Here is a 25,850-nt window from a genome sequence, read left to right as displayed (position 1 = left end):
TCTTATTGGCCCAAGGCGGCCGCAACATCGGCAAACGCGTTTGTTGCGTTCAGGGCAACTATCGCGAAGGTAAAGACAAGCACCTGGGTGTTGAGGCGAAAATCTTCACCCCGGATCAGATTCACTGCAGCCATTGACAGGGCAATCGGGGTCGAAACGCCTGCCAGTACACCCGTCATGCACCAACTGCTGAGACGCAGAACGTCGCTTGGCTTTACGACACCATCGTCGTCATCGAACGTTTCCTGACCTGGCATGTTTGTATCTTCACTGCGAAACGCGATGCTGAGCAATTGTTCATCTGTCAGCTGGATCGGGCGGGACGTCGAAGTATGAAGTACACTTAAGGTGTCACCGTTCTCTGGCACATTCACTGCCGAGAATTGCCCGGTCAGCGACTGAAAAATTTGTTTTCTGTCGCGTGATCGGCTGGGGGCCAGAGTGTCAAAGGCGCTCATAAACTGCTCGACCGTCAGAACCGTGTGTGGCGACAGCCATTCAACGCGCCGGGTCGAACAAATGTCGACCATGCGATACAGAATGACGACCATCATCAGTTCCGAAATCTCGGAGTCATCCAGCAGGGGTGAGACCGGCGTGATTGAAAGAACCAATCTGTTTTGCGGATTTGCGGCGCGGGGTTTTGTTATCGTTTTTAGCCCCGCGGCGCGATCCATACGCTCGTACCGGTCTTCCTGCTCGGGGGTGCCTGTATCCAAGGTCAGTCGCACAAGATACTGACTTGAAACAATGCTGGCTTCAGAATTGCTCAGCAACGCCTTGCGTTCGACCAGATGGCCGTAATCTTCCAGCGTCGTGGCAACGATTGTGCCAAAACGCTCGATCGCGCCATTCGCGTCGCCGTTAAATTGCAGGCCGCCATGGTAGCTGTGCTTCCGAGCCACTGCACTGTCCTTTTTGCGTACTGTTCAGCGAACACTGTAACAACCATTCGTGTGGAGAATTTGGCGGAAAATGCAAAAAAGGTGATTTTACTCCGGTATTGGTTACGCGTTGGAAACCAAGAAACTAAAGGCTTTTGTTTGTCACTGTGGCGGAAATGTGGCGAAAGCGGGTGCGGAGTGTGTTTTTGGTGCGACCGCCTATTGGTCGATTCGGGCGGCCATGATTGCTATGGATTGCTGATAAACAGAGGCCGCGTTCCACTGTTGTAGCACTTGAAAATTCGGCTCCCCTGGCTGATAGCCACGCCCCGGCTTCCACCCTTTCTTGCGAAGATAATTGGCGGTCGAGGCAAGCGCGTCGGTCATGTCATAGAAGTCCACCCGACGGTCGCCGGTGGCATCGACGCCATAGGTCAGGGCGTTGCCCGGCAGGAACTGAGTGTGGCCCAACTCGCCATGTTTTGCCCCTTTTGTCGCCACGGTAATGCTTCCTGCATCGACCAGTTTAAGTGCCCCGATTGCGTGCGGAACAAAGAACTCGGACCGGCGACAATCATAGGCCAGTGTTGTGATTGCGGAAACAACCTGACTGTCTCCCATAAAATTGCCAAAGCCGGTTTCCATGCCGTGAATGGCGATCAGAATGCCCGGCGGAACACCGTATTGCCGTTCAAGCGCAGCATAGAAATCGGGATTTGCAGCCTTGCGTTTGCGCCCCTGCGCGACGATTGCATCAGCGCCTCTGACACGCATGAACTTGTCCAGTGTGTATTTGAAGCTTTTCTGATTGCGGTCTGCCGCAATTGTGCCCGTGGCGTATTGAGCTTGGGCAAGCGCCTGAAGGCCCTTTTTTTTCACACCAGCCTTGCGGGCCTGCTGGGCGAAATCGGCCTTCCAGGCCTCGAACCCCGCGCTGGTATTCCCACAAGGCGCGGCCAGAAGGGGCGAGGACACAAGCAGGGCGAATAATACGTAAAGGCGAAACATGCAGGTAATCCGGTTGTGTTAAAATCTGAGGCCAGCCTACCTTGAGCTTTGAATTGGGCAAAGCAGTTCGTTGGAGTGGCACCAACCGCTCCTGCAAAAGCTTGTTGACTGGTCTGCAGAGCGCCTTTGAAGGGTTTCAGATCCTCAGCATCGGGCAGATAGCAAGGGCGAAGGTAAAAAGTGTGTATTCTGCGTCATGGCGCTCGAAAAGGCTGAACAGCGACAGACCGGCGCAAATGAAACAGGGGCGCCCGTTTGGGCGCCCCTGTAAATCCATGCCGTGTTGCTTAGCAGCTGTAATACATGCCGTACTCAACCGGGTGTGGTGTGTGCTCGTAGGTTTCGACCTCTTCCATCTTAAGGGCGATATAGCCGTCGATCTGGTCTTTGGTGAACACGTCACCTTGCAACAGGAAGTCGTGATCGGAAGCCAGCGCTTCCAGAGCTTCACGCAAGCTGCCGCAGACTGTCGGGATACCGGCCAGTTCCTCGGCAGGTAGATCGTACAGGTTCTTGTCCATGGCTTCGCCCGGATCGATCTTGTTTTTGATGCCGTCCAGGCCAGCCATCAACAGAGCGGCAAACGCCAGGTAGGGGTTCGCTGCCGGATCGGGGAATCGAGCCTCGACACGTTTTGCTTTAGGGCTCTCGGTCCACGGAATACGGACACAACCTGATCGGTTGCGGGCCGAGTAGGCGCGCAGAACTGGGGCTTCGAAACCGGGGATCAGGCGCTTGTAGCTGTTGGTTGCCGGGTTGGTGAAGGCGTTCAGTGTCTTGGCGTGCTTCAGGATACCACCGATGAAGTACAGCGCTTCGTCCGAAAGATCAGCGTATTTGTCACCCGCGAACAGTGGCTTGCCGTCTTTCCAGATCGACATGTTCACGTGCATGCCGGTGCCGTTGTCACCTGCGATAGGCTTCGGCATGAAGGTTGCCGATTTGCCGTACGCATGAGCCACGTTGTGGATGACGTATTTGTACTTTTGCAGTTCATCCGCCTGCTTGGTCAGGCTGTCGAAGATCAGGCCCAGTTCGTGCTGGCATGACGCAACTTCGTGATGGTGCTTGTCGACCTTCATGCCCAGACGCTTCATGGTGGACAGCATTTCCGACCGCAGGTCCTGCGCTTCGTCGATCGGGTTCACCGGGAAGTAGCCACCCTTGACGCCCGGACGGTGGCCCGTATTGCCCATTTCGTATTCGGTGTCGGTGTTCCATGATGCGTCAGTTGCATCAACTTCGTAGGATACCTTGTTGATCGTGTTCGAATAACGGACATCGTCAAACAGGAAAAACTCGGCTTCGGGGCCCATGTATGCAACATCGCCGATCCCCGATGCCTTCAGGTAGGCTTCGGCTTTCTGCGCTGTGCCGCGCGGGTCACGCTCATAGGCTTCGCCTGTATCGGGCTCGACGACCGTGCAGTGTACGCAAATGGTTTTCTCAGCGTAGAACGGATCAACATATGCGCTTTCGGTGTCGATCATCAGCTTCATGTCCGATGCTTCGATCGACTTCCAGCCTGCGATGGACGAGCCATCGAACATGAAGCCTTCGTCCAGGAAGTCTTCGTCGACCTGATCGGCCATCAGGGTCACGTGCTGCAGCTTGCCGCGGGGGTCGGTGAAACGGACGTCGACATATTCGGCGCCCTCTTCCTTGATCAGCTGAAGAACTGCGTCCTTGCTCATTCTCTTAATTCCTCTGACTTGAAGATTGGTATGTTAGAGCGCGTCCGAGCCGGTCTCGCCGGTACGGATGCGAATGGCTTGTTCAACCAGAGAGACAAAGATCTTACCGTCGCCGATCTTGTCGGTCTTGGCTGCCGACACGATGGCCTCGATGGCCGCATCGACCTGGTCATCGTCCAATACGACCTCGACCTTTACCTTGGGCAAAAAGTCGACAACATATTCTGCGCCACGATACAGCTCGGTATGGCCTTTCTGACGGCCGAAACCTTTGACTTCGACGACGCTGAGACCCTGAACACCTACGTCCTGCAACGCCTCTTTCACTTCGTCCAGTTTGAACGGCTTGATGATCGCTTCGATCTTTTTCATTCCGGCTCACCTTGAATGGTTGTCTCAGGCGCAGTGATCACGTCTAAGATCGGGCAGCAACGTGATTGCGGTATCGGTCGGGTCGGTATCCGTTGAAATCAGGCTCTGTGCTAATTTTTGGGCGGTTTGCACAAAAAGTAATCGAAACTGAATCGCGCGAGGGTGTGACATGTCCGAATTGCTGACAGCGGCGCAGATGAGAGCCATCGAGCACGCGGCCATTGAGTCCGGTGAGGTCACGGGCCTGGAGCTGATGGAGCGGGCAGGGCAAGGCGTTGTCGAGGCGATCTTCGAGGAATGGCCAGATCTGGACAGGCGAGGGGCCAACCCCTCGCGCTCCCCGGAGTATTTGGAAAAAGATGAAGATAATCCGTTGCGCGCGGTCGTGCTGTGCGGGCCCGGAAACAACGGCGGTGACGGGTTTGTCGTGGCGCGTCTTTTGCGGGAACTGGGCTGGAAGGTTGAGGTATTCCTATATGGCGATCCTGACAGGCTGCCGCCGGACGCGCGGGTGAATTATCAGCGATGGGGTGAGTTGGGTGTTATCAACGCGCTTTCAAAAGAAGGCTTGAAGAATGACCGCCTGGCTAATTTTGGAATACCAAACGTTTTGGTGGACGCGATTTTCGGCACGGGGTTGACACGTCCGATTGATCCTGTGCTTGGGCAATTGTTGGAGTATTTTTGCAGCTTGTCATCACGTGTTCGCTTTGTGGCAGTCGATTCACCTTCGGGGCTGTGCATGGACAGCGGAAAGGTGCTTGGTGCCCGAGCAGGAATACTGACCGATGCCAGACCCCTTTCTGCGGATCTGACAGTAACCTTCGAACGAAGAAAACTTGGGCATGTGTTGAGCGACGGTCCGGTCTATTGCCGGAAAGTGAGCGTCGTCGAAATTGGTCTGAATGAAACGTCGGAGCGGCACTGGGGGCAGGTTATTTTGCAAGGAGAAAGAGCAGGCCGGGGTCCAGTCCGCAGCGTCACTCTGGACGACCAAAAGCTCGATAGCGGGCGGCGTGCAAGAACGCTTTTGACAAAGCAAAGCGATTTACCTTCAGTCGTTGCGCACAAATACACCCATGGCCATGCCCTGATCCTTTCGGGTGGCCCCGGCAAATCCGGTGCGGCGCGTCTGGCCGCGCGGGGGGCCTTGCGGATTGGGGCAGGGTTGGTGACGCTGGGGGTGCCATCCTTGGCGTTGGCAGAGGTGGCGAGCCGTATCACTGCCCTCATGCTACAGTGCGTTGATGGTTCTCAAATGCTGTCAGACGTGTTGCAGGACGTGCGGATGAACGCCCTTTGTCTGGGCCCCGGTTTGGGGTTGGAGCGCGCGCGGGACCTGGTGCCGGTCGCCCTGATTGCGAAACGTGCGACGGTTCTGGATGCGGATGCGCTGACAGCTTTTGCTGGTGATCCCGGAAACCTGTTCGAAATGCTGCATGACCGCTGCGTTCTGACCCCACATGGCGGAGAGTTTGCGCGGCTGTTCCCCGATCTGGCGGAAAAGCTGAGCGAAACGCCGGTCAGAGGCCCCACCTATTCCAAGGTGGACGCAACGCGAGAGGCAGCGGCACGTGCGGGATGTGTCGTGTTGTTCAAAGGGCCGGATACTGTCATTGCGGCCCCGGACGGGCGATGTTCGATCAATGCCGCGTGCTATGATCGCGCCGCCCCTTGGCTTGCAACCGCCGGGTCAGGCGATGCGTTGGCCGGTTACATCGCCGGGCTATTGGCGCGGGGGGTCGATCCGATGACGGCGGCTGAGACAGCAGCGTGGCTGCACGTGGAATGCGCACGGCGCTTCGGGCCGGGATTGATCGCCGAGGATCTGCCTGAGCAATTGCCCGGTGTTTTCAAACAGCTGAATGTCTAGTTGTTTTGGGCAGAAAGCAGTTCAGGCTCTGTCTGAATCGCATGTTTTCGCTGTCAAGATGTGCGCGGATGCATACCGCATATTTGTCAGGTGCATAGGTAGGCATCACTATTCATTTGCAAGCTGCCAGTGGGGGCTGGAGTCGTATCTTGTAAGCTGATGAAAAATAATGTAAAATGGCAGAACTCTTTGTGTGTTCTGTTGCTAAAATACAATTCTTGCGTAAGACAAGGGGCAGACCACTGGAACGCTCGGATTCAGTAAACAAATGGGCAGTATCTGAACCCCGAACCAATTATGGTGAGTGAAATGACCCCAAATATCAAAAAGATATCGGTTGCTGCCTTTCTGACTGCCACGGTCGCTGTTCCGGCAGCCGCAGAGCTGAAATACGAAAATAACAGTGGCGGCTATGTGCTGTTGTACGGGCAGTTTAACCCAGCCTTGATTTCTGTTGATGACGGGCAAGATACCGAGACCCGGGTCCTCGACAACGATCTGTCGAACAGCCGGGTTGGCCTGCGCCTGATGCAGCCATTTGGCCAGAACGAGTTTACCTTTCGCTTGGAAACGGCGTTGGGCTTGCCGAACTCGACTGAATGGAACCAGAACGGTACAAATTTCAGCGGCTGGACTCGCGACGATATCCGATTTGTGGATTTTGCCTTGAAGGGCAGCTACGGCAAATTCTCGGCTGGTCAGGGCAGCATGGTGGCAGATGGTGCTGCCGAGGTGGACCTGTCCTATGTCGGCACCGCGCTGTATTCGTTCACAAACGATGAAAACTCGGGCTTTTTCTATCGTGGCACAAACGGTGTGTTGAGCGGTATTACGGTTGGTGACAGTTCCAGCAACTTTGACGGCTCACGTCGCGGGCGTGTGCGGTATGACACACCAACGGTTAACGGGTTCTCGGCCGCATTTGCATATGGTCAGAACATCCTGTCCAGCAGTGACGATGATGACTACTATGACGTCGGTGTGTTCTATGAAAACACCTTTGCAGGCGGAGTAGAGTTTGCGGCAGCTGTCGCGTATTCGGTGCGGGACCGGGATGACAATTCAGGGGATCGCAAAGATACCATCGGTTCGGCCTCGGTGTTGTTGCCCAGCGGTCTGGGTTTCACGATTGCCGGCGGCACGCGTGACGATGACCGGGCTGGCCAGACGGACCCGAATTACTGGTACGGCAAGGTCTCGTACGAAGGGAACTGGGTTTCCTGGGGTAAGACAGGTGTCGGCATCGACTATTTTGACGGCGCGGATTTCGAGACCAACGGGTCCGACACCAAGGCATGGGGTATCGCTGTCGTGCAGAAGGTCGAAGCGATCAATACCGATGTATACCTGAAGTATCGCAACCACGACTTCGATGATGGTTCATCCTTTGACGCCAACGAAGCATGGGTTCTGGGCGCGCGCTGGAAGTTTTAATTGCCTTCCAGCGACCCAACACGAACGCCCCGAAAACCGGGGCGTTCTTTTTTGCCAAAACCAGGTTGATTCAGCCTTTGCCCCTTGCACGTTGGCGGCAGGGCAAATAGAAGGCGTCAAATTTGCCCGGCGCGCCCGTTTTGCGCGCCCCGAATCCTATGGGGACTACCAAAATGCAGGTTACCGAGACGCTGAACGAAGGTCTGAAACGCGGCTACAACATCGTTGTGACCGCAGCCGAACTGGACGACAAGGTCAATGAAAAGCTGACCGAAGCACAGCCGGAAATCGAAATGAAAGGCTTCCGCAAAGGCAAGGTGCCGATGGCGCTGCTGAAAAAGCAGTTTGGCCAGCGCCTGCTGGGCGAGGCGATGCAGGAATCCATCGACGGTGCGATGAACAAGCATTTTGAGGACAGCGGCGACCGCCCCGCGCTGCAGCCCGAAGTCAAGATGACCAACGAGGACTGGAAAGAAGGCGATGATATCGAGGTCGCGATGTCCTACGAAGCGCTGCCCGCGATCCCTGAGGTCGATCTGAAATCGGTCGCGCTGGACAAGCTGATCGTCAAGGCGGATGACGCCGCCGTCGAGGAAGCGCTGAACAACCTGGCTGAAACCGCTCAGGACTTCAAAGCCCGCCGCAAGGGTTCGAAAGCCAAGGAAGGCGACCAGATCGTGTTCGATTTCGTCGGCAAGGTTGATGGTGAAGAATTCGAAGGTGGATCGGCGGAAGATTACCCGCTGGTTCTGGGCTCGAACAGCTTCATCCCCGGTTTTGAAGACCAACTGGTCGGTGTGAAGGCCGAGGAAGAAAAAGACGTCAACGTGACTTTCCCGGAAGAATATGGTGCCGAACACCTGGCCGGAAAAGACGCGGTCTTCACCTGCACGATCAAGGAAGTGAAAGAGCCGGTTGCAGCTGAGATCAACGATGAGCTGGCGATGAAGTTCGGCGCCGAGGATCTGGCCGCCCTAAAAACTCAGATCTCGGAACGTCTGGAAGCAGAATACGCGGGTGCATCGCGCGCTGTCATGAAGCGGGCCCTGCTGGACGCGCTGGATGAGAAAGTGTCCTTCGACCTGCCGCCGTCGCTGGTTGAAGCCGAAGCCAAGCAGATTGCACATCAGCTGTGGCACGAGGAAAACCCCGAGGTAACCGGTCATGACCACGGTGAGATCGAACCCACCGATGAGCACAACAAGCTGGCCGAACGCCGCGTGCGTCTGGGTCTGTTGCTGGCTGAACTGGGCCAAAAGGCAGAGATGGAAGTCACCGACGCCGAGATGACCCAGGCGATCATGAATCAGGCGCGTCAGTACCCGGGTCAGGAACGCCAGTTCTTCGAGTTCGTACAGCAGAACGCTCAGATGCAGCAGCAACTTCGCGCGCCGATCTTCGAAGACAAGGTTGTCGACTATGTGTTCGAGCTGGCCCAGGTCAGCGAAAAGGAAGTCAGCAAGGACGACCTGCAAAAAGCCATTGAGGCATTGGAAGAGGAATAATCCTCTTCCTTCCCTCTTTGTTCAGAGAGGGGAAAAAACGGAGCCGCCTGTAAACAGACGGCTCCGCATGGGTGGCTTTTGTATCTATGAGGTGAGGGGGTCAGGCCTCATGAGCAAAAGCACGGGGGGTTTCTAACAAAGCGATCTTCTGCTCTGGTGTGAACGTATCCGAGAGCGCTTCGATCAGCTTCAGAACGTCCTGACGTTCAGCTTCGTTCCTCGCGGCGCTCATCTGTTCCACAAAATACTTCTCAAGATCAGTCAGTGGCTTGTGATCCTGATTGGCCGGATTCTGGGTTGCGGCCTTCTTGGCTGCAAACAGTGCCAGTGCCTCTTCGTCGTCCATAAAGACGTTCTCATGGATGCCTGAAAATTCGCGCAGGCCCGAGATGCGTTCATCGGTACAATCCAACAGGGCGGCCAGTGCCGAGACTTTCCCCATGGGAACCGTTTCGCCGACATAGTCATATGGCGCGCAGTTCGACCGTTTCAGAACCCGGTCCATGACCGGATCGATTACGGTGATGATATCCTGAATGCCTGAGTTCTTGGCATATTCCAGAGAACCAATCATCAGCTCGCAGGTAGCATAAGAGACAGAGTTCTTTTCCTTGCCACGCGTTAGGCGCTGCGTGTCCACGCAGAAGCGTGTCGATTCCCACATTGTTGCGCTGCGAAGTGGTGCTTCCCCGCAAAGGATTGCCGAAAACACATCCGACAACATATGAGGTCCTGTGGTCTGTAGGGCACGCACGGCTGCGACGACATTCCCCCCGTCGTCGAGTCCGATTACATATGCCGGGTCCAGATGATCGAATTCATCAATTTCCTTGCCGTCTTCGATCTTTACGTCCCATCCAAGACGTCCGCCAAAAACACGTGCTCTCAACTCGAACATTTCGTCAAGAACTTCGCTGAACATATGTCTGTTCAGGCCATCTACCACGATGATCATTTCTTCCCCCTTCGAGTGGTTGTTCGGTAATACTGACGTTACCGCTCTCGAAAGATTTTTCTATTGGGGGATTCCCGTATTTTGACGAAATTTGGGGATTTTTTTGTTTATCCCGGGGTAATAAGCCCGATCGCTATCGCCCGCCCTACAGCCTGAGGGGTGGTCAGCGCACTAAGCTTTTCCCGGCTCGAACGCAAGTGTACTTCTACGGTTCGGTGCGAAATAGACAAAATATCGCCGATATCCTGCTGCGACTTACCTGCGGCGACCCATTGCAGGATTTCCGCTTCGCGAGAGGACAATGTCGGATGATATAGTGCGTTGGTCAGCTGATCCGACGACACGACATTGTCGTGGATGTGTACGGCCATGGCCTGCAAATCGCCGATAAAGTTTGTATAGAGCTTACGCCACTCTTCCTTGCTGCAATTTCGGGTTGCGCTCAGCAGGCCAATATCGCCGTAAGGGCCACGTACCGGGATCGTAACACCCTGACTGGGCAGGCCGAAATCATGAGCATCCCGGAACACACGCTGAAAATCCGGACTCCGTTCAAGACGGCTCCAATCCACCGGCGCAATACTGCGGCGGGCCATGTGGATGGTCGGGTCGATCATGATCAGACCCTGTTTCTGGTAGTGCTCGGTCCAGGCGTCGTCATAGGTGACAAAGCCAGCCACTGTTCCTGCCGCGGGATTCATACCAGCGTAGGCCGCATGATCCATGTCATGCTTCTCACAGATTTGCCTTAGAAACTCGGTATATCGAACTTCAGAATCCGGCAGAGTGCTCAGATCGACAATTTCCATGTGGCGCCTACCAGCTGTGGCCCATCTTGCCGCCCGATGGTGTCGTCGAGCATGCGTATTACACAGAGTGGAACCCGTTTACCTCACCACGTCAGAACATCATACTTTTCTAAACATGACAAGGAGAGGTCTTAATTGTCTGTGCAATACCGCATATTGCGACAACCAATAGAACATTTTTGTCACTATTCAGTTTCAAGTGCCAACTCCGGCCAATTTCTGACGCCAATGGACGTCAGGGCGCAGGTCTCAATCCGGTTTCGACCAGCATCCCCTTGGCTTTTGCCTCTGGATAGTAACCTTTGGCGTACAGGAAAATCGCCCTGCGTTGATCCCCGTCGGACAGCAGCCAGGCACCGCGCAGGTACTTTCCCGCAAACTCTAGGTTGGTGTCTGCGTCCAGCAAACCTTCGGCTTTACCGGTGTAACCCATCGAGCGCGCAGTGGCGGGTAGAACCTGTAGAAGGCCGTAATAGGGCTGGTTGACGGCCCATGGTCGGTGCGTGCTTTCACGTATGGCCAGCTTGTGAACCAGCTCTCGCGGAACCTGATAATGATCCGCCCATCTGTTGATCGAAGCTCTCAGCTCGGGCGTTTCATTTGGGTGAAGCGGCGGGTCAAAACGTGGCGTACCCGCCTTGGAGACTTGGTCTGCCCCGCAGGCAACCAACGACACAAATAGAAACAGTGCCAGGAAACTTTGGCGCAGATAAACAAGCATTTTTCGGTCCTCTGGATTTCGGCGGCAATGATACGGATCGACAATAAGCCTTCAAGCTTACCCCGGAAAATGGGCTGAAACTTGCCGGTACGACTTGTGAACACATAGGGAAAAAAGAAAAGGCCGCGCTTTGGCGCGGCCTTTGGAATGCTTACAAGCAGCCGGATCAGGCTTTGGCTTCGTCTTCTTCAACCGGTGCTGCGTCGGCAACCATGTCGTCGTCCGAAGCGGCCGAGCCGATGTCCTCGAACAGTTCGGCGATCTCGAATTCAGCAGCGGCTTCTTCTTCAGCAGCCAGTTCCTGAATCGATTTGCCCGAAGCCTGCAGTTCGGCTTCTTCTGCCGAACGGGCCACGTTCATTTTGATTTCGACTTCAACCTCGGGGTGCAGTTTGACTGCGACAGTGTGCAGACCCAGTTCCTTGATCGGGGCGATCAGGACAATCTGTTTCTTGTCGACGGTGAAACCTGCGTCGGTTGCGGCGTCAGCGGCGTCACGCGGGGTGACCGAACCGTACAGAGCGCCGGCATCCGATGCCGAGCGAATCACGATGAACTGCTGACCGTCCAGCTTTTCAGCCAGTGCTTCAGCTTCTTTCTTGGTTTCCAGGTTGCGGGCCTCAAGCTGCGCTTTCTGGGCTTCGAACGACGCGATGTTGGCGTCGGACGCGCTCAGGGCTTTGCCTTGGGGCAGCAGGAAGTTGCGGGCGTAGCCGGGCTTGACGTCAACGACGTCGCCCATCTGACCCAGTTTCGCAACGCGTTCCAGCAGGATAACTTGCATGTCAGTCTCTCCTTACTTCACAGCGTAGGGCAGCAGGGCGAGGAAGCGGGCGCGCTTGATAGCACGGGCCAGTTCACGCTGCTTCTTCGCCGAAACGGCGGTGATGCGCGAAGGAACGATCTTGCCACGCTCAGAGATGTAGCGCTGCAGCAGACGGGTGTCTTTGTAGTCGATCTTCGGCGCGTTCTCACCCGAGAACGGGCAGACCTTGCGGCGGCGGAAAAATGGTTTTGCGGCCATGGTTTAGAGTCCTTTTCTCAGGCGTTGATCAACGGCGCTCGCGGCGTTCGCCACGTTCGTCACGCTTCTGCATCTGAACCGACGGACCATCTTCGTGGCCGTCGACCTTGATGGTCAGAACGCGCATGACATCTTCATGCAGACGCATCAGGCGTTCCATTTCCTGCACCGCGCCCGAGGGGGCATCGGTTTTCAGAAAGGCATAGTGGCCTTTGCGGTTTTTGTTGATCTTGTAGGCCATCGTCTTGACGCCCCAGTACTCGCTATCAACCAGCTTGCCGCCGTTGTCAGCCAGAACGGTGCCGAAATGTTCGACGAGGCTTTCCGCCTGCGCGTTGGACAGATCCTGACGCGCGATCATTACATGCTCATACAGTGGCATGTGCACTCCTGTTTATATCAAGGCGCATTTCATAGGCGGGGCCAAACGTTCCTTCGCGACCCTGCCACGAGAGGCTGCGCGATTCATACGACTGCGAAGGATGGCCCCGTATACACGTCTGAGCCGCAAGGGCAAGCCCTGCCACATATGCCTCTGAGACGCCGCCCAAATTCCTTTAGGCCGCCCAATTGCTGACGCTTTTCGGCTCAAAGTTGTTTTGCATACCGGACATCAACCGGATCAACAGAATTTCGAAAGTAACCTTAAAAGGGTGACGTGTTATGACCGCTACTAACACAAACGCATATCAGGAAAACGTTGCCGGCTCGCGATTTGAAAATTCAGTGCCGGTAATGATCACGTTTGCGCCGAACTGGAAGGCCCGCCTGGTCCTGGCGCGGATGGTCGGGGCGTTCCTGATCGTTTCCGCGTTTTCAATGTGGTTGATGCCCGGATCGGTCGTTGGCGCAGATGTTTGGCCGATCAAGATGGCGGCGTCCATGCTGTTTCTGGTCGTTGGCGTCGCCCTTCTGACGATCGAGGTTCTTGACCCGCGTCCTGACGCCTATTTCGACCCGATCCGTCGCGAAGTCCGGGTGTTGCAGAAAAACGAAGACGGGCGCCCTCAGACTGTCCTGCGCCGCAGCTATGACTCGCTGGGTGGGGCGCGTTTCGAAGAAAACGAAGTTCATCTGTTTGACGTGGACGGCAGCCTTTTGATGAAGCTGCCACTTGAATCGGCGGATGTCAGCCGGGCGCTGAAAGGTCAACTAAGCAAGAGCGTAACAATTTTCGGCTGAGTTTTATTCTGTTCAAAAACGAACAGAAGTTGTGAATCAAAAATAGTTGTGTGCTGCCCCTGGGCAGCACATTTTGCGTTCAAGCAATCCTGACGGATTGCAATCACAAAACCGCGGAGATTGATATGAAATCCACCTTTCTTGCTGCTGCATTGGCCGTGTCAGCGACGACGGCATTCGCCAGCGCCGAGAAATACGTGTTGGACCCCAGCCACAGCCAGGTCATTTTCAGCTATGACCATCTTGGGTTCTCAACCACGACTGGCATGTTTTCCGGCTTTGAAGGCGAGATCATGTTTGATCAGGAAAACCCCGCCGCTTCGAGCGTGAGCGTGTCGATGCCCGTATTGGAGATGTTTACCGGCTGGAAACCCCGTGAAGATCACTTCATGACCGAGGATTTCTTTGGCGCGGCCGAAGGAGATTTGATCACCTTTACATCGACAGGAATCGAAGTGACCGGTGACAACACCGCGAACATCACTGGCGATCTGACGATGAACGGTGTGACCAAATCAGTTGTTCTGGACGCAAAGCTCAACAAGGCTGACACCCACCCGATGGCGAACCAGCCCTGGGCTGGTTTCAATGCCACGACAACGCTGGTCCGCAGTGAATTCGACCTGGGTCAGTTTGCACCGTTTGTCAGCGACGAAGTGCAAATCCAGATTTCGGTCGAGGCACAAAAAGCCGAGTAATCGCAGAATCACGAACAGAAAAACGCCGTTGATTTAATCACCGGCGTTTTTTTTGCCTTACTGACCGCGTATCGCAGTGAGTTCTACGGATACTGCGACGGTAAAGCCCAGCGAGTCTTCGGTAGGCTGCGATGTGCCTACATCAAACGCCAACCGGTTAAGCTCGATTGTGCCCGCCATGGTAGCAGTGTCGCCCTGCAGGTCCAGCGAGAAAAGCAAAACGACATCGATCGACTTGTCGCGAATAGTAAGCGGGCCGCGCGCCTCATAACCACTTTCGGTTTTATAAAGATCGGCCTTGAACTGAGCAGTGGGGAACCGGGCGTTGTCGAAGAAATCTGGCTCCATGGCCTGATCGGATACGGCTCCAAGACGAAGCGAGCCAATGGATATCGTGACATCGACAGATCCCGCCAGGCCCGGGTCTGTGGGCTCGTCAAAGGTAATTGCGGCAGTCCAGTCAGAAAACGAACCTGTCACGGGGCTGTTCAATTGCGAAATTGTAATCGACAGCGTGCCGCTCTGAACTTGCCATTCCGATTGAACCTCAGCCAATTGGACATCCGGGGCTTCCCCTATGTTAGGGGCCAGCTTCCCGGTTGCCCAGCCTCCGGTGACGACGACACCCCAGACCGCCAGTGCAGCGACGGCTGGAATCAGTGAATGGGTTTGATGTGGTGGTTCCGGCGCATCTGACAGACCCGGTAACATCCGACGCAATGTGCCGTCCTTGTCGATGACGTGATGTTTCAGCGCACCTGCAATGTGCAGGACAAGGGAAACAACCAGAACCCACATGAAAAGCCAATGCAGAACCCCTGTAACCTCGGCCACGGCGGTGGATTTCGGTACAAAAGGCAGGTTTTGGCCGAAGGGCCAAAGGATTGGGGCAAAGCCTTCGGTCGCGGCGTGGTGAATCCAACCGGTCAGCGGCACAAGGACCAGCGATCCGTAAAGCAGCCAGTGGACGGTTTCAGCGGCGAAGGCTTCGGGCTTGTTGTCAGCATTCAGAAGGCCGGGCTTGGTTTGCGTGAACGCCCAAAGAATGCGGGCCAATGCCACGAAGAACACGGTGACCCCGACGGTCTTGTGCAACGAGAACACGCGCGCGGCGCGGGCAATTTCCACCTCGGTAGGGGCAGTTGCCGAGTGTAATACCGCATGCGCCAGATTGTCTGCGACCCAGCCGAGGGGCAAAGCTGTGAAGATCAGCAACGCGGTCAGCCAGTGAAACGTCTTTGCGATGCTGCCGTAGCTTGAAAAGGAATTGGTCGATCGCATATGTCGGGCGCTCCGGGATTCTAGGGTGTGCCCAAGGTAAAGCCGGATGAAACAGACACAAGTGAGCGCGGGTGCACACAAAAGGTGCCAGAATGCAGAAAGCAGGCAATACTTGTGCCAGACGGTCAGTCAGTTTACACCCCGCCGCAACCTGACACCATCCATGAGGTTGCAATGACACTCGCGTTCGTTTTCCCGGGGCAAGGCGCCCAGACCATAGGTATGGGCAAAGCTCTGGCTGAGGCCTACCCGGCAGCTCAGGCCATCTTCGATGAGGTGGACGACGCGTTGGGCGAGAAGTTGAGCAGCCTGATCTGGGACGGCGATATTGCTGACCTGACACTGACCCAGAATGCCCAACCCGCGTTGATGGCAACATCGATGGCAGCCATGCGCGCTTTGGAAGCCGAAGGCGTATCAGTCAGCAAGGCGGCTTTTGTGGCGGGGCATTCGCTGGGTGAATACTCGGCCCTGGCCGCGGCGGGTGCCTTGTCTGTTGCAGATACAGCGCGTCTGTTGCGCACCCGTGGTCAGGCCATGCAAAGCGCCGTACCCGTGGGCGAGGGGGCCATGGCCGCCATTCTGGGGCTGGATCTGGAGGCCGTGCGCGCTGTGGCGGAAAAAGCCGCACAGGGCGAGGTCTGTCAGGCCGCAAATGACAACGATCCCACGCAGGTCGTCGTGTCGGGTTCAAAAGCGGCTGTCGAACGCGCAGCCGAGATCGCCAAGGAAAAAGGCGCAAAACGTGCTGTTATGTTGCCTGTAAGTGCTCCATTTCACTGCGCGCTGATGAAACCTGCTGCAGATGTAATGGCAGAAGCGCTTGCTGCCGTCGAAATTAAGGCCCCTGTCATACCTTTGGTGGCTAATGTGCGCGCCGAGGCTGTCAGCGATCCGGATCTGATCCGTCAATTGCTGGTCGAGCAGGTGACAGGTTCGGTTCGCTGGCGGGAAAGCGTGCAATATATGGCGGCACAAGGCGTGACCGAAACATGGGAAATCGGCGCTGGCAAAGCGCTGTCCGGTATGATCCGCAAGATCGATCGCGAAATCGCGGGCAAGGCCGTGGGCACACCGGAAGACGTTCAGAAGACCATTCAGGTCGAATCGTAAGCTCAATCCGCGTTGTAAGCGACGCAGCAAGAGGGAAACCGAATGTTTGATTTAACAGGTAAGAATGCGCTGATCACCGGTGCTTCGGGCGGTATCGGAGGTGACATCGCACGTGCGTTGCATGGCGCAGGTGCAACGGTTGGTTTGTCCGGTACACGCGTTGAACCGCTTCAGGCTCTGGCCGACGAACTGGGCGAACGCGCGCATGTTCTGCCTTGCAACTTAAGTGACCCGGAAGCCGTTGAAGCGTTGCCTAAGCAAGCGGCCGAGGCGATGGGATCGGTGGACATTCTTGTAAACAACGCCGGAATCACGCGCGACAACCTGTTCATGCGCATGTCCGACGAAGAATGGCAAAGCGTCATTGACGTGAACATGACCTCGACCATGAAACTGTGCAAAGGGGTGATCCGGGGCATGATGAAGGCGCGCTGGGGCCGTATCGTCAATATCTCGTCCGTGGTGGCCGCAATCGGCAATCCGGGGCAGGCGAACTATGCCGCGTCCAAGGCCGGTATGATCGGGTTTTCCAAGGCTTTGGCCCACGAAGTTGCGACACGCGGAATTACTGTGAATTCCGTGGCACCTGGATTTATCACAACTGCAATGACCGAGAAACTGACCGAGGAACAGAAAAAGGGTCTGTTGCTCAAGGTTCCGACCGGTCGCATGGGCGATCCCGAGGAAATTGCAGCTGCCGTTCTGTATCTTTCCAGCCCCGAAGCGGGCTATGTTACCGGAAGCACCTTGCATGTGAACGGTGGTATGGCCATGTTGTGAGCGCGACAGGGGCGAGTGCGAAAGCGTTTGCCTCTTGCGTCGACTATGCTATAGGCGGCGCATCTATGCGGGGCCGGTCGCTCAGGTCGGCCTTCTATTTCCCGGTTCGCCGGGACCGAAACCGCCCAAAACGGGCAAACCAAAGCCAACCCGTGCGGGCAAGGGCAGAATCGGGCGGACCGCCCTGTAAAGGAATGAGGAATTGACATGAGCGACGTCGCAGATCGCGTTAAGAAGATCGTTGTTGAGCACCTGGGTGTTGAAGAAGATAAAGTCGTGGAAAACGCGTCCTTCATCGACGATCTGGGCGCAGATAGCCTGGACACAGTTGAGCTGGTCATGGCCTTCGAAGAAGAGTTCGGCATCGAGATCCCCGATGACGCAGCCGAGACCATCCAGACCTTTGGCGACGCCGTCAAGTTCATCAGCGAAGCGTCCTAAGCGTTTCTTTCTGATCAAAATCGGCGCTTCCGGGCAACGGGGGCGCCGTTTTTTTATGCCTGCCCGAATTTCGGACTTGCGTGGCTGTTGTGGCCTGCGCACTGTTTCCACTGAGGCAAAACTCAAAGTGGACAGGGCATGATAAGATCCACTCCGATGATAAATACCGCGCGTTTGACGCTGTGCGCCATGCGCCCGGAAGACTTTGACCGGTTTGCGGAAATTTGGCGTGACCCTTGTGTCGTCCGGCATATCGGCGGCTCTCCCCGGTCGCGTGGCGAAGCGTGGGATTCGTTCCTGCGTAATGCCGGGCATTGGCAGATGGCCGGTTTTGGCCAGTGGGGCGTGATGCAACAATCGAATCGCAAGCTGATAGGGCAGGCCGGATTCTTCTATAGCAACCGATGCATGGGCGACGATTTCGACGGCTTCCCCGAGGCGGGGTGGGTGCTGGTCCCCGAAGCACAGGGGCAGGGATTGGGATACGAGGCAGCCAAGGCTGCGCATGACTGGTTTGATCGGGTGATTCCCGGACCGTTGGTCGCGATGATAAACGCGACGAACATGTCTTCGCAGAAACTCGCCAAGAAGCTAGGCTATGTTCTGATGCGGGAAGGGGTGTATAATGAAACCCCGGTGCATTTGTTACGACGCAACGGACCGCCAGCCCGCGCATAGATTCGCCACTTAATCAGTATGCCGCAAAATGGCCAAACTGTGCCGATCCCGGAGATTTCGGGCGGGCTTTCTGGATGTATGCTGCCGGGGATTTTCAGAGCGATTGAGCGGAGGACCAAGCTCATGAGGATTTACCCCACGATGGAACTGCAGAACGGCCGGTGCGTCTCGCTGGACAAGGGTCGTCTGGAAGAAGCGATGATCTGGCACGTGAATCCGGTAGAAACCGCACGGAGCTGGGCAGAGGCGGGTGCCGAATGGATGCACCTGACGGATTTCGACGCGATCGAGGGCAAGGATACCAACGCGCAGCTGGTCGAAGATATCATTCGCAAGGCCGAGATTCCGGTGCAGTTGGCGGGTGGCATGCGCTCGCGCGAGCAGATTGAGCGCTGGATCGACAAGGGCGCGGGTCGCATCGTGGTTGGTACGCTTGCTGCGCGTGAACCGAACCTGGTCAAGGATCTGGCCAAGCTGCACCCGGATCAGATCGTGCTGTCGGTTGATGTCTGGCAAGGCTTTGTCATGACTGACGGCTGGCGCAGCCAAAGTGCGTTCACGCCCGAAGCCTTTATTGACGCGTTCGGTGATGCGCCTTTTGCCGCCATCGTGGTAACCGATATCGACAGCGACATCGAAGATGTCGAGGCAAAGCTGGGTCTGATCTCGCGATTGGCAAACCATTCGCGTACCCCGGTGATTGCCAGCGGTGTCGTGCGCACGGCAGACGATATCTCGCGGCTGGCATACATCCCCAATATCTCGGGCGCGATTGTCGGGCGCGCGTTGTTCCGCAAGACACTGGACTTGGCCAAAGCACTTGAAACTGCCAAATCGGCCCACGAGCCAGTCGCGCAGTTTCAGTAAGCAACTCCGCCCTTTCGGCTGAACGCGCGAAAGGGCGGTTTTGACAAGCGCCGAATTTCCGGTTTCCTTGGGCATTCGGCGGCAGAACGCCGGGGCGGAAAGAACCGTTGCTCTTGCCCCCGCACCCCGGGCCGGGGTATGAGCGGTTCTCATAACAGGAAGCAGGCAAGAGGCACTTCATGCGCAGAGTCGTTGTAACCGGTCTTGGATTGGTCACTCCTTTGGCCAGCGGGGTCGAGGAAACCTGGTCGCGGCTGCTGGACGGAGAGTCCGGCGCAGGCCCAATCACGCATTTCGATGCAGAGGCAAGCGGGGTCACAACGACCTACGCCTGCGAGGTGCCGCGCGGCGACGGAACCAACGGGACCTTCAATCCCGATGACTGGATGCCGCTGAAAGAGCAGCGCAAGATCGAAGACTTTATTCTGTATTCCATCGCAGCCGCCGAAATGGCCTGTAAGGATGCAGGCTGGTTGCCGGAAGACGAAGAATCGCGCCTGCGTACTGGTGTTCTGATCGGCTCGGGCATTGGTGGTCTGGGATCGATTGCCAATACCGCGAACCTGATCCGCGACAAGGGTCCGCGTCGGGTATCTCCGTTCTTCATTCCGGGCGCACTGATCAACCTGGCCTCGGGTCAGGTATCAATCCGCCACGGGTTCAAAGGGCCGAACCACTCGGTCGTGACGGCATGTTCAACCGGGGCGCACGCAATCGGCGACGCCAGCCGCATCATCCGGGCGGGTGACGCGGATGTCATGGTGGCAGGTGGCGGCGAGGGCTGCATCTGCGAGATCGGTATCGCCGGGTTCAACGCATGCAAGGCGCTGTCGACCAAATACGCAGATAATCCCAAGGCTGCCAGCCGACCCTATGACGTGGACCGTGACGGTTTCGTTATGGGCGAGGGCGCTGGCATCGTGGTTCTGGAAGATTACGAGCACGCCAAGGCGCGCGGTGCCAAGATATACGCCGAAGTTCTGGGCTATGGTATGTCGGGCGACGCCTATCACATCACCGCCCCGTCCGAGGATGGCGACGGGGCCGAACGTTCCATGAGGGCGGCGTTGCGCAGCGCCGGGCTGGAGCCAAAAGACCTGGATTACATCAACGCGCATGGCACCTCGACCATGGCGGACACGATCGAACTGGGCGCGGTTGAGCGCCTGTTGGGCGAGCATGCCGGGAATGCGACGATGAGCTCGACCAAGTCGGCAACCGGTCACTTGCTGGGTGCTGCGGGTGCGATTGAGGCGATATTCTCAATCCTGGCGATCCGCGATCAGGTTGCACCGCCAACAATCAACCTGGACAACCCGGCAGTTGAAACCCCGATTGATCTTGCCCCCAACGCCAAACGCGAGCGTGAGATTAACGTGGCGCTGTCGAATTCGTTCGGGTTCGGTGGAACCAATGCCAGCGTGATTTTCGGAAAGGTCAGTTAAATGTGGCGGGCCATCGCTTCGAATGCGCTGACCATCCTGGTGGTCGGCCTGTTTCTGGTGGGCGGTCTGATCCTGTGGGGACAGTCGCAGTACAAGGCCGAAGGCCCGCTTGAAACTGCGATTTGCCTTCAGGTCAAAAGCGGTTCGAACATGACACGTGTCAGTCGCGATCTGGAAGATCAGGGTGCCATTCGCAGTTCAATTCTGTTTCGGATGGCCGCTGACTATACCGATCAGGCGCAGCGGTTGAAAGCGGGCAGCTTTCTGGTGCGCGAAGGTGCGTCTATGGCGCAGATCATCGAAGAGATCACCAGCAGCGGCGCCAGTACTTGTGGGTCGGAAATCGAATACCGTATCGGTGTGACACGCACCCAAACCCGCGTGCGTGAATTGAACCCGGCAACATTGGATTTTGTCGAGATTGCTTCATTTGATGCGGCAGAGGAAGAAACGCCTGATGCCTATACCGAGAAGCGCAACGAAGCTGACACGCGCTATCGCGTCTCGCTGGCCGAAGGTGTGACCTCGTGGCAGGTGGTTGAAGCTCTGAAATCATTCGAAGCGCTGTCAGGTGAAGTGACCGAGATCCCGGCTGAGGGCATGTTGGCCCCGGACAGTTACGATGTTGTGGCCGGACAGGATCGCAATGCGATTTTGCAGGCCATGCAGGACAAGCAACAACTGCGGATCAACGCGGTTTGGGAAAGCCGCCAAGGCGGGTTGCCACTGGACACTCCGGAAGAGATGCTGATCCTTGCGTCTATCATCGAAAAGGAAACCGGTGTTCCGGAGGAACGTGGCCAGGTCGCCAGTGTGTTCGTGAACCGCCTGAAACAGGGGATGCGCCTGCAAACAGATCCGACCGTCATCTATGGCGTGACAAAGGGGCAGGGCACATTGGGTCGCGGGTTGCGGCGCAGCGAACTGAACCGTCCGACACCGTGGAACACCTATCAGATTGACGGGCTGCCCCCGACGCCGATCGCAAATCCGGGTCTGGCGAGCCTTGAAGCTGCGGTCGCGCCGGATGACACCAACTATGTGTTCTTCGTCGCCGACGGCTCGGGCGGTCATGCGTTTGCAGAAACCCTGCAGGAGCATAATCGCAATGTTGCCAAATGGCGCGAAATTGAGGAACAGCAAAGCTCGGGGAATTAAGCCCGGCGGATTGCTGGATTTGCCAACGAAAACGCCGACGCCGGTATGAAAACTGGCGTCGGCGTTTTCTTTGGCAGCCTGTTCAGTCCTTAGGCGGCTGAACGTCTTTTGTTGGGACGGCGCCGTCTGCTGCTGGAAGGTTTCCCATCACCGTTAGCCGGTTTGGGCTTGAACCCGCGACGGCGGTTGTTTTGTCGACGTGCAGGTTGCTGAACCTCGACCCCTTCCGGCATGGTGCCGCTTGTGACAGGGATTTCAATTTTCATCAGCTTCTGGATTTGACGCAGCAGGTCGACTTCTTCCGGTGCACAGAAAGCGATCGCTTCCCCCTCGCGCCCGGCACGGGCGGTGCGCCCGATACGGTGGACGTAATTGTCGGGTACGTCGGGCAGGTCGAAGTTGATGACATAGGCGACACCGGGGATGTCGATGCCACGCGCGGCAACGTCGGTGGCCACCAGTATGTTCACCTCTCCAGCGCGGAAGGCATTAATGGCCCGGTCACGCTGGCCCTGGCTTTTGTTCCCGTGAATGGATACTGCGTTGAAGCCATCGGCGACCAGCCCTTTCATCAGCCGTTCAGCGCCGTGTTTTGTGCGGGTGAAGACCAGCGTCAGTGCATCCGCGTCCTGCGACAGGATTTCGCGCAACTTAGACGGTTTTCCGGGTTTCGAAACAAAGTGAAGGGACTGGGTGATCTTGTCAGCGGCCTTGCCCGGGGGCGAAACCTGCACCCGCTGCGGATTGTTCAGATAGGCACGGCTGAGCTCCTCCATCTGTTTCGGCATTGTGGCCGAGAACAGCATGGTCTGGCGGGGCGTGCCCAGCGCAGGCGCGATGCGACGCAGAGCGTGAATGAAGCCCAGGTCAAGCATCTGATCTGCTTCGTCCAATACCAGATGGCGCACCGAACCAAGGTCAACAGCGCCCCGTTCCATCAGGTCAATCAGGCGGCCCGGGGTGGCGACCAGAATATCGGTGCCGCGTGCGAGGAACATCACTTGTTTGTTGATCGACTGGCCACCAACAACTGTAGCGACCCGCAGCTTTGTTCCTTTGGTGAGGGTGCGCAAACTATCGGCGATCTGGTTCACCAGCTCGCGGGTGGGGGCGAGGATCAGTGATTTGGCTGTTTTGGGATCGGGCTTGCCGGACTGCGCCAGCAGGTGGTCGATCAGGGGCAGGCCAAAGGCCAGTGTCTTGCCGGTGCCGGTTTGGGCCAGCCCGAGGATGTCATGCCCGTTCAGGGCCAGCGGAATGGCCTGGTTCTGAATCGGGGTGGGTTGAGTGAAATTGGCGCGTTTCAACGCGTCGTTCAGTGTCGGCGCGAGGCCGAGCATATCGAAGTCGAACAAAAAATTATCCTTTACGGCCCGCAGGTTAAACCCCACGAGCAGGTGGTGACTGGCCACGTTCATGTGACCGGCAGGGTTGTGCGAGACCTCGGGATGCGCGAGCGAATCCAGCGCCATCCGGCCATCGCGTAAAGAACCCTGCGTGAAGGGGAACCGGGAGTAATGTGCTGGCGCTGTGGGGCCTGAAGCCCGACGATGCTCACGCGGTGGCGCCGTGATTAAGGGCACATGAGGGTTTCGGGAGGGAATGTCAAGGACTGGTTTTGCCGCGGGCAGGTTGGGCGCAGGACCCTGACGCGCAGAAATCGGGTGATGCGGGCGATTTTGAGCGCGATTTCGGAAAATGTCAGGTTTGTACACGCGTCCAGGTGGGGAGTGTGCAATTTGTACACGCTGAAAGTGGCTCAGGGGTAACCCTGTGTTAATCCCTTTGGTAGGTTAGGCGGTCAGGGCTTGGAAGGCCAAAGGGCGGGGCGGCGTTTTGGCCGAGGGTTACCACAGCCGGAAATTCACTGTCCGTTAACCCACACCGTACGATCCCTGTTGCGCGCCTGTTGCGTAAACCCTTGACTTTACGCGCTTTATCCCGTATATGTTGTGTCATGCTAGAAGAAGTGGGCGAACGGCCTCGGGGTTACCCGGTGGCCGTTCTTTCGTTTCTCTCGTGCGGAGAACACTCACGCATGAGGTCACAGGCAAACATGACTTTGATTACCCCGGAAGAGCGGATTTCCCAGACGGCTGAACTGTTGCAGTCCCTGGAAAGGTCCATTCGCGATCTGCGGCAAGCGGCAGAAGACCTGCGCAAACAGATCGGTGCCGGGGAGGATGCAGATCTTGCTGGTTCAGCCAAGCAACTCGGTCAGCTGGAGGGGCTGATCCGAAGTTGCCAGAAAGTGGAGACAAGCTTTGTCGAACAACATTACAGACAAGCCGGAATTGCCCAAGGGGGCTATGCGCTCGACCTTGAGCGGGCCCGATTTGAGATCGGGTGCAGGCTGGCTCGCCTCCGCCGATGCTGCGGTGCGGGAGAGATTTCTGAGTGAGATCGGGGAGGGGGGGCTGTGTGCCCTCCCTTTCCTGTTTGAATTCTGGGCGCTGCCGCATCAATTGCCGCCCGAGGGCGAATGGCGGTCCTGGGTGATCATGGGCGGGCGCGGGGCGGGCAAAACGCGGGCCGGGGCCGAATGGGTGCGATCGATGGTCGAGGGGCCGAAACCGCTGGACAAGGGCGAGGCGTGCCGCGTGGCGCTGGTGGGTGAAACATTCGATCAGGTGCGCGATGTGATGATCTTTGGCGACAGCGGGATATTGCAATGCTCGCCCCCGGATCGGCGGCCCACGTGGAAGGCATCCGAACGCAAGCTGATCTGGCCCAACGGGGCCGAGGCACAGGCGTTTTCAGCACATGATCCCGAAGGGCTGCGCGGGCCGCAATTTGATGCGGCCTGGGTGGATGAGCTGGCCAAGTGGAAGAAGGCGGGTGAGACCTGGGACATGCTGCAATTTGCGCTGCGCTTGGGCGAGCGGCCTCGGGTCTGCGTGACCACAACGCCGCGCAATGTGAAGGTTTTGAAGGAGTTGCTGGCGTCGCCATCCACCGTGCAGACCCATGCGCCGACCGAAGCGAACCGGGCCAATCTGGCGGCGTCGTTTCTGGAAGAAGTGCGCGCGCGCTATGCGGGTACGCGGCTGGGGCGGCAGGAGCTGGACGGGGTGCTGCTGTCAGACGCGGAAGGAGCGCTGTGGACGGGTTCGATGCTGGAGGCGGCGCGCTGTGCGCAGGTGCCCGAATTGGATCGCATTGTGGTGGCGCTGGATCCGGCGGTTACATCCGGGTCAGGCGCGGATGCCTGCGGGATCGTGGTGGTTGGCGCGCAAGTGCAAGGTCCGCCCGAGGACTGGCGCGCCTATGTTCTGGCTGACCGGACGGTGCAGGGCGTTGGCCCGGCAGGCTGGGCGCAGGCGGCGATTGACGCGATGGATGAGTTCGGGGCCGAACGGCTGGTGGCCGAGGTCAATCAGGGCGGGCAACTGGTGGAAGAGGTCGTGCGGCAGGTAGACCCTCTGGTCCCATATCGCGCGGTGCGGGCGTCACGCGGCAAGGTCGCGCGGGCCGAGCCTGTGGCGGCGCTGTACGAACAGGGGCGGGTGCGCCATGTGGCCGGGTTGGACGCGTTGGAGGAGCAGATGTGCCAGATGACCGCGCGCGGGTTTGAAGGGCAGGGCTCGCCCGACCGCGTCGATGCGCTGGTCTGGGCTCTGCATGAGTTGGTTGTGGGGCCTGCGGGGGTGTATCGGCGACCTAGGGTGCGGGCGTTGTGAGGGCTGTCTAGCCTGCGTCACAACAGCCAAACAACTGCTTTGAATTCCAACCGGATATCGCGAAACAAGCTGATAAAGTTTAGTGATGAAAGGAGTTATACTAGAGACTGTCTTTGTTGGCTGGGTATCAGCTACACTGTCTGACGTCAGCGCCTACCGGACAGATTTAGGGGTTTGAGCAACGGAGGATTTCTGGTTCATCGAAGCCATTATGGAGCGAAGATGAATAAGAAATCCGGAACATCAAA

The 25,850-nt window shown here is 57.1% G+C and carries 26 protein-coding genes; 14 read left to right on the top strand and 12 right to left on the bottom strand.

All coding sequences use genetic code 11. The annotated features are described in order from the left end of the window. Positions 1-2: 2 nt before the first annotated feature. The 4 genes from ACR0BF_RS12210 to ACR0BF_RS12195 form a co-directional block, all read right to left on the bottom strand. Positions 3-905: a hypothetical protein gene (locus ACR0BF_RS12210; RefSeq protein WP_480473397.1), complete on the bottom strand. Its 903-nt coding sequence runs from the start codon at positions 903-905 to the stop codon at positions 3-5. A 198-nt stretch (positions 906-1,103) separates the two neighbouring features. Then, positions 1,104-1,892 carry a lytic murein transglycosylase gene (locus ACR0BF_RS12205; RefSeq protein ID WP_480473396.1) on the bottom strand — a complete coding sequence of 263 codons (789 nt, stop codon included), beginning with the start codon at positions 1,890-1,892 and terminating at the stop codon, positions 1,104-1,106. Positions 1,893-2,179: 287 nt separating this feature from the next. Next, positions 2,180-3,586 carry a type I glutamate--ammonia ligase gene (gene glnA, locus ACR0BF_RS12200; RefSeq protein ID WP_480473395.1) on the bottom strand — a complete coding sequence of 469 codons (1,407 nt, stop codon included), beginning with the start codon at positions 3,584-3,586 and terminating at the stop codon, positions 2,180-2,182. Positions 3,587-3,619: 33 nt separating this feature from the next. Further along, entirely contained in the window at positions 3,620-3,958 is a 339-nt protein-coding gene (locus ACR0BF_RS12195; RefSeq protein ID WP_480603227.1) for a P-II family nitrogen regulator, read from the bottom strand. A 169-nt stretch (positions 3,959-4,127) separates the two neighbouring features. On the opposite strand from ACR0BF_RS12195, the gene ACR0BF_RS12190 reads away from it, so the two are divergent. From ACR0BF_RS12190 to tig, 3 genes are all read left to right on the top strand, one after another. After that, positions 4,128-5,831 carry an NAD(P)H-hydrate dehydratase gene (locus ACR0BF_RS12190; RefSeq protein ID WP_480625000.1) on the top strand — a complete coding sequence of 568 codons (1,704 nt, stop codon included), beginning with the start codon at positions 4,128-4,130 and terminating at the stop codon, positions 5,829-5,831. 309 nt (positions 5,832-6,140) lie between these two features. Beyond that, positions 6,141-7,265: a porin gene (locus tag ACR0BF_RS12185; protein WP_480624999.1), complete on the top strand. Its 1,125-nt coding sequence runs from the start codon at positions 6,141-6,143 to the stop codon at positions 7,263-7,265. A gap of 173 nt (positions 7,266-7,438) precedes the next feature. Then, complete coding sequence (gene tig, locus ACR0BF_RS12180; protein WP_480624998.1) at positions 7,439-8,770, top strand: trigger factor; 1,332 nt, start codon at positions 7,439-7,441, stop codon at positions 8,768-8,770. Between the two features lie 100 nt (positions 8,771-8,870). Here tig and ACR0BF_RS12175 read toward each other — a convergent pair whose 3' ends face one another. From ACR0BF_RS12175 to rpsF, 6 genes are all read right to left on the bottom strand, one after another. Next, the gene (locus ACR0BF_RS12175; RefSeq protein WP_480624997.1) at positions 8,871-9,725 is read right to left on the bottom strand and encodes an acyl-homoserine-lactone synthase; all 855 of its coding nucleotides are present in this window, start codon (positions 9,723-9,725) and stop codon (positions 8,871-8,873) included. Positions 9,726-9,832: 107 nt separating this feature from the next. After that, on the bottom strand, positions 9,833-10,534 hold the full coding sequence (locus ACR0BF_RS12170) for an autoinducer binding domain-containing protein (RefSeq protein ID WP_480473391.1): 702 nt from the start codon (positions 10,532-10,534) through the stop codon (positions 9,833-9,835). Between the two features lie 235 nt (positions 10,535-10,769). Then, positions 10,770-11,255: a transglycosylase SLT domain-containing protein gene (locus ACR0BF_RS12165; protein ID WP_480517480.1), complete on the bottom strand. Its 486-nt coding sequence runs from the start codon at positions 11,253-11,255 to the stop codon at positions 10,770-10,772. Positions 11,256-11,421: 166 nt separating this feature from the next. Continuing rightward, positions 11,422-12,039: a 50S ribosomal protein L9 gene (gene rplI / locus ACR0BF_RS12160; protein WP_480603235.1), complete on the bottom strand. Its 618-nt coding sequence runs from the start codon at positions 12,037-12,039 to the stop codon at positions 11,422-11,424. Positions 12,040-12,051: 12 nt separating this feature from the next. After that, positions 12,052-12,279 carry a 30S ribosomal protein S18 gene (gene rpsR, locus ACR0BF_RS12155; protein ID WP_005608650.1) on the bottom strand — a complete coding sequence of 76 codons (228 nt, stop codon included), beginning with the start codon at positions 12,277-12,279 and terminating at the stop codon, positions 12,052-12,054. Between the two features lie 28 nt (positions 12,280-12,307). Next, on the bottom strand, positions 12,308-12,661 hold the full coding sequence (gene rpsF / locus ACR0BF_RS12150) for a 30S ribosomal protein S6 (protein WP_209503558.1): 354 nt from the start codon (positions 12,659-12,661) through the stop codon (positions 12,308-12,310). Between the two features lie 353 nt (positions 12,662-13,014). Here rpsF and ACR0BF_RS12145 point away from each other — a divergent pair, with 353 nt between their 5' ends. Continuing rightward, positions 13,015-13,461 carry a hypothetical protein gene (locus ACR0BF_RS12145; RefSeq protein ID WP_480603237.1) on the top strand — a complete coding sequence of 149 codons (447 nt, stop codon included), beginning with the start codon at positions 13,015-13,017 and terminating at the stop codon, positions 13,459-13,461. 125 nt (positions 13,462-13,586) lie between these two features. Beyond that, the gene (locus tag ACR0BF_RS12140; RefSeq protein ID WP_480517476.1) at positions 13,587-14,159 is read left to right on the top strand and encodes a YceI family protein; all 573 of its coding nucleotides are present in this window, start codon (positions 13,587-13,589) and stop codon (positions 14,157-14,159) included. A gap of 57 nt (positions 14,160-14,216) precedes the next feature. On the opposite strand, the gene ACR0BF_RS12135 is transcribed toward ACR0BF_RS12140, so the two are convergent. Next, positions 14,217-15,440 (bottom strand): cytochrome b/b6 domain-containing protein, encoded by a 1,224-nt coding sequence (locus tag ACR0BF_RS12135; protein ID WP_480624996.1) that lies wholly within the window; start codon positions 15,438-15,440, stop codon positions 14,217-14,219. A gap of 174 nt (positions 15,441-15,614) precedes the next feature. Here ACR0BF_RS12135 and fabD point away from each other — a divergent pair, with 174 nt between their 5' ends. From fabD to mltG, 7 genes are all read left to right on the top strand, one after another. Beyond that, a complete protein-coding gene (gene fabD / locus ACR0BF_RS12130) occupies positions 15,615-16,553 on the top strand; it encodes an ACP S-malonyltransferase (RefSeq protein ID WP_480624995.1) in 939 nt (312 codons plus the stop codon). Between the two features lie 42 nt (positions 16,554-16,595). After that, the gene (gene fabG, locus ACR0BF_RS12125) at positions 16,596-17,333 is read left to right on the top strand and encodes a 3-oxoacyl-[acyl-carrier-protein] reductase (RefSeq protein WP_480624994.1); all 738 of its coding nucleotides are present in this window, start codon (positions 16,596-16,598) and stop codon (positions 17,331-17,333) included. Positions 17,334-17,540: 207 nt separating this feature from the next. Continuing rightward, positions 17,541-17,774: an acyl carrier protein gene (locus ACR0BF_RS12120; RefSeq protein WP_050602116.1), complete on the top strand. Its 234-nt coding sequence runs from the start codon at positions 17,541-17,543 to the stop codon at positions 17,772-17,774. A 138-nt stretch (positions 17,775-17,912) separates the two neighbouring features. Then, positions 17,913-18,452 carry a GNAT family N-acetyltransferase gene (locus tag ACR0BF_RS12115; protein ID WP_480473385.1) on the top strand — a complete coding sequence of 180 codons (540 nt, stop codon included), beginning with the start codon at positions 17,913-17,915 and terminating at the stop codon, positions 18,450-18,452. A 123-nt stretch (positions 18,453-18,575) separates the two neighbouring features. Then, a complete protein-coding gene (locus ACR0BF_RS12110) occupies positions 18,576-19,319 on the top strand; it encodes a 1-(5-phosphoribosyl)-5-[(5-phosphoribosylamino)methylideneamino]imidazole-4-carboxamide isomerase (protein WP_480480391.1) in 744 nt (247 codons plus the stop codon). A gap of 179 nt (positions 19,320-19,498) precedes the next feature. Then, positions 19,499-20,764, top strand: a complete 1,266-nt coding sequence (fabF, locus tag ACR0BF_RS12105; RefSeq protein WP_480480393.1) for a beta-ketoacyl-ACP synthase II — start codon at positions 19,499-19,501, stop codon at positions 20,762-20,764. After that, positions 20,765-21,922: an endolytic transglycosylase MltG gene (mltG, locus tag ACR0BF_RS12100; RefSeq protein WP_480504731.1), complete on the top strand. Its 1,158-nt coding sequence runs from the start codon at positions 20,765-20,767 to the stop codon at positions 21,920-21,922. It abuts the gene before it with no gap. An 89-nt stretch (positions 21,923-22,011) separates the two neighbouring features. On the opposite strand, the gene ACR0BF_RS12095 is transcribed toward mltG, so the two are convergent. Further along, positions 22,012-23,277, bottom strand: coding sequence for a DEAD/DEAH box helicase (locus ACR0BF_RS12095; RefSeq protein ID WP_480625058.1), 1,266 nt, complete (start codon positions 23,275-23,277; stop codon positions 22,012-22,014). A 701-nt stretch (positions 23,278-23,978) separates the two neighbouring features. On the opposite strand from ACR0BF_RS12095, the gene ACR0BF_RS12090 reads away from it, so the two are divergent. Together ACR0BF_RS12090 and ACR0BF_RS12085 are read left to right on the top strand one after the other, a co-directional pair. Beyond that, positions 23,979-24,323, top strand: coding sequence for a hypothetical protein (locus tag ACR0BF_RS12090; RefSeq protein ID WP_267366896.1), 345 nt, complete (start codon positions 23,979-23,981; stop codon positions 24,321-24,323). Then, a complete protein-coding gene (locus ACR0BF_RS12085) occupies positions 24,232-25,602 on the top strand; it encodes a DNA-packaging protein (protein ID WP_480624993.1) in 1,371 nt (456 codons plus the stop codon). Before ACR0BF_RS12090 ends, ACR0BF_RS12085 begins: the two co-directional genes overlap by 92 nt. The last annotated feature ends 248 nt before the right edge of the window (positions 25,603-25,850 follow it).

It is taken from the genome of Ruegeria sp. AG7 (assembly GCF_056541545.1).
This window is presented reverse-complemented; position numbering and strand designations above follow the sequence as displayed.

Excerpts from the sequence above, each read along its gene's own strand:
- ACR0BF_RS12205 (WP_480473396.1), bottom strand. The coding sequence starts at position 1,892 with ATGTTTCGCCTTTACGTATTATTCGCCCTGCTTGTGTCCTCGCCCCTT.
- ACR0BF_RS12175 (WP_480624997.1), bottom strand. The coding sequence starts at position 9,725 with ATGATCATCGTGGTAGATGGCCTGAACAGACATATGTTCAGCGAAGTT.
- ACR0BF_RS12120 (WP_050602116.1), top strand. The coding sequence starts at position 17,541 with ATGAGCGACGTCGCAGATCGCGTTAAGAAGATCGTTGTTGAGCACCTG.
- ACR0BF_RS12135 (WP_480624996.1), bottom strand. The coding sequence starts at position 15,440 with ATGCGATCGACCAATTCCTTTTCAAGCTACGGCAGCATCGCAAAGACG.
- ACR0BF_RS12115 (WP_480473385.1), top strand. The coding sequence starts at position 17,913 with ATGATAAGATCCACTCCGATGATAAATACCGCGCGTTTGACGCTGTGC.
- ACR0BF_RS12190 (WP_480625000.1), top strand. The coding sequence starts at position 4,128 with ATGTCCGAATTGCTGACAGCGGCGCAGATGAGAGCCATCGAGCACGCG.
- ACR0BF_RS12090 (WP_267366896.1), top strand. The coding sequence starts at position 23,979 with ATGACTTTGATTACCCCGGAAGAGCGGATTTCCCAGACGGCTGAACTG.
- ACR0BF_RS12185 (WP_480624999.1), top strand. The coding sequence starts at position 6,141 with ATGACCCCAAATATCAAAAAGATATCGGTTGCTGCCTTTCTGACTGCC.
- ACR0BF_RS12165 (WP_480517480.1), bottom strand. The coding sequence starts at position 11,255 with ATGCTTGTTTATCTGCGCCAAAGTTTCCTGGCACTGTTTCTATTTGTG.
- rpsR (WP_005608650.1), bottom strand. The coding sequence starts at position 12,279 with ATGGCCGCAAAACCATTTTTCCGCCGCCGCAAGGTCTGCCCGTTCTCG.
- fabG (WP_480624994.1), top strand. The coding sequence starts at position 16,596 with ATGTTTGATTTAACAGGTAAGAATGCGCTGATCACCGGTGCTTCGGGC.
- ACR0BF_RS12170 (WP_480473391.1), bottom strand. The coding sequence starts at position 10,534 with ATGGAAATTGTCGATCTGAGCACTCTGCCGGATTCTGAAGTTCGATAT.
- ACR0BF_RS12140 (WP_480517476.1), top strand. The coding sequence starts at position 13,587 with ATGAAATCCACCTTTCTTGCTGCTGCATTGGCCGTGTCAGCGACGACG.
- tig (WP_480624998.1), top strand. The coding sequence starts at position 7,439 with ATGCAGGTTACCGAGACGCTGAACGAAGGTCTGAAACGCGGCTACAAC.
- rplI (WP_480603235.1), bottom strand. The coding sequence starts at position 12,039 with ATGCAAGTTATCCTGCTGGAACGCGTTGCGAAACTGGGTCAGATGGGC.
- mltG (WP_480504731.1), top strand. The coding sequence starts at position 20,765 with ATGTGGCGGGCCATCGCTTCGAATGCGCTGACCATCCTGGTGGTCGGC.
- fabD (WP_480624995.1), top strand. The coding sequence starts at position 15,615 with ATGACACTCGCGTTCGTTTTCCCGGGGCAAGGCGCCCAGACCATAGGT.
- glnA (WP_480473395.1), bottom strand. The coding sequence starts at position 3,586 with ATGAGCAAGGACGCAGTTCTTCAGCTGATCAAGGAAGAGGGCGCCGAA.
- rpsF (WP_209503558.1), bottom strand. The coding sequence starts at position 12,661 with ATGCCACTGTATGAGCATGTAATGATCGCGCGTCAGGATCTGTCCAAC.
- ACR0BF_RS12195 (WP_480603227.1), bottom strand. The coding sequence starts at position 3,958 with ATGAAAAAGATCGAAGCGATCATCAAGCCGTTCAAACTGGACGAAGTG.
- ACR0BF_RS12110 (WP_480480391.1), top strand. The coding sequence starts at position 18,576 with ATGAGGATTTACCCCACGATGGAACTGCAGAACGGCCGGTGCGTCTCG.
- fabF (WP_480480393.1), top strand. The coding sequence starts at position 19,499 with ATGCGCAGAGTCGTTGTAACCGGTCTTGGATTGGTCACTCCTTTGGCC.
- ACR0BF_RS12145 (WP_480603237.1), top strand. The coding sequence starts at position 13,015 with ATGATCACGTTTGCGCCGAACTGGAAGGCCCGCCTGGTCCTGGCGCGG.
- ACR0BF_RS12085 (WP_480624993.1), top strand. The coding sequence starts at position 24,232 with ATGCGCTCGACCTTGAGCGGGCCCGATTTGAGATCGGGTGCAGGCTGG.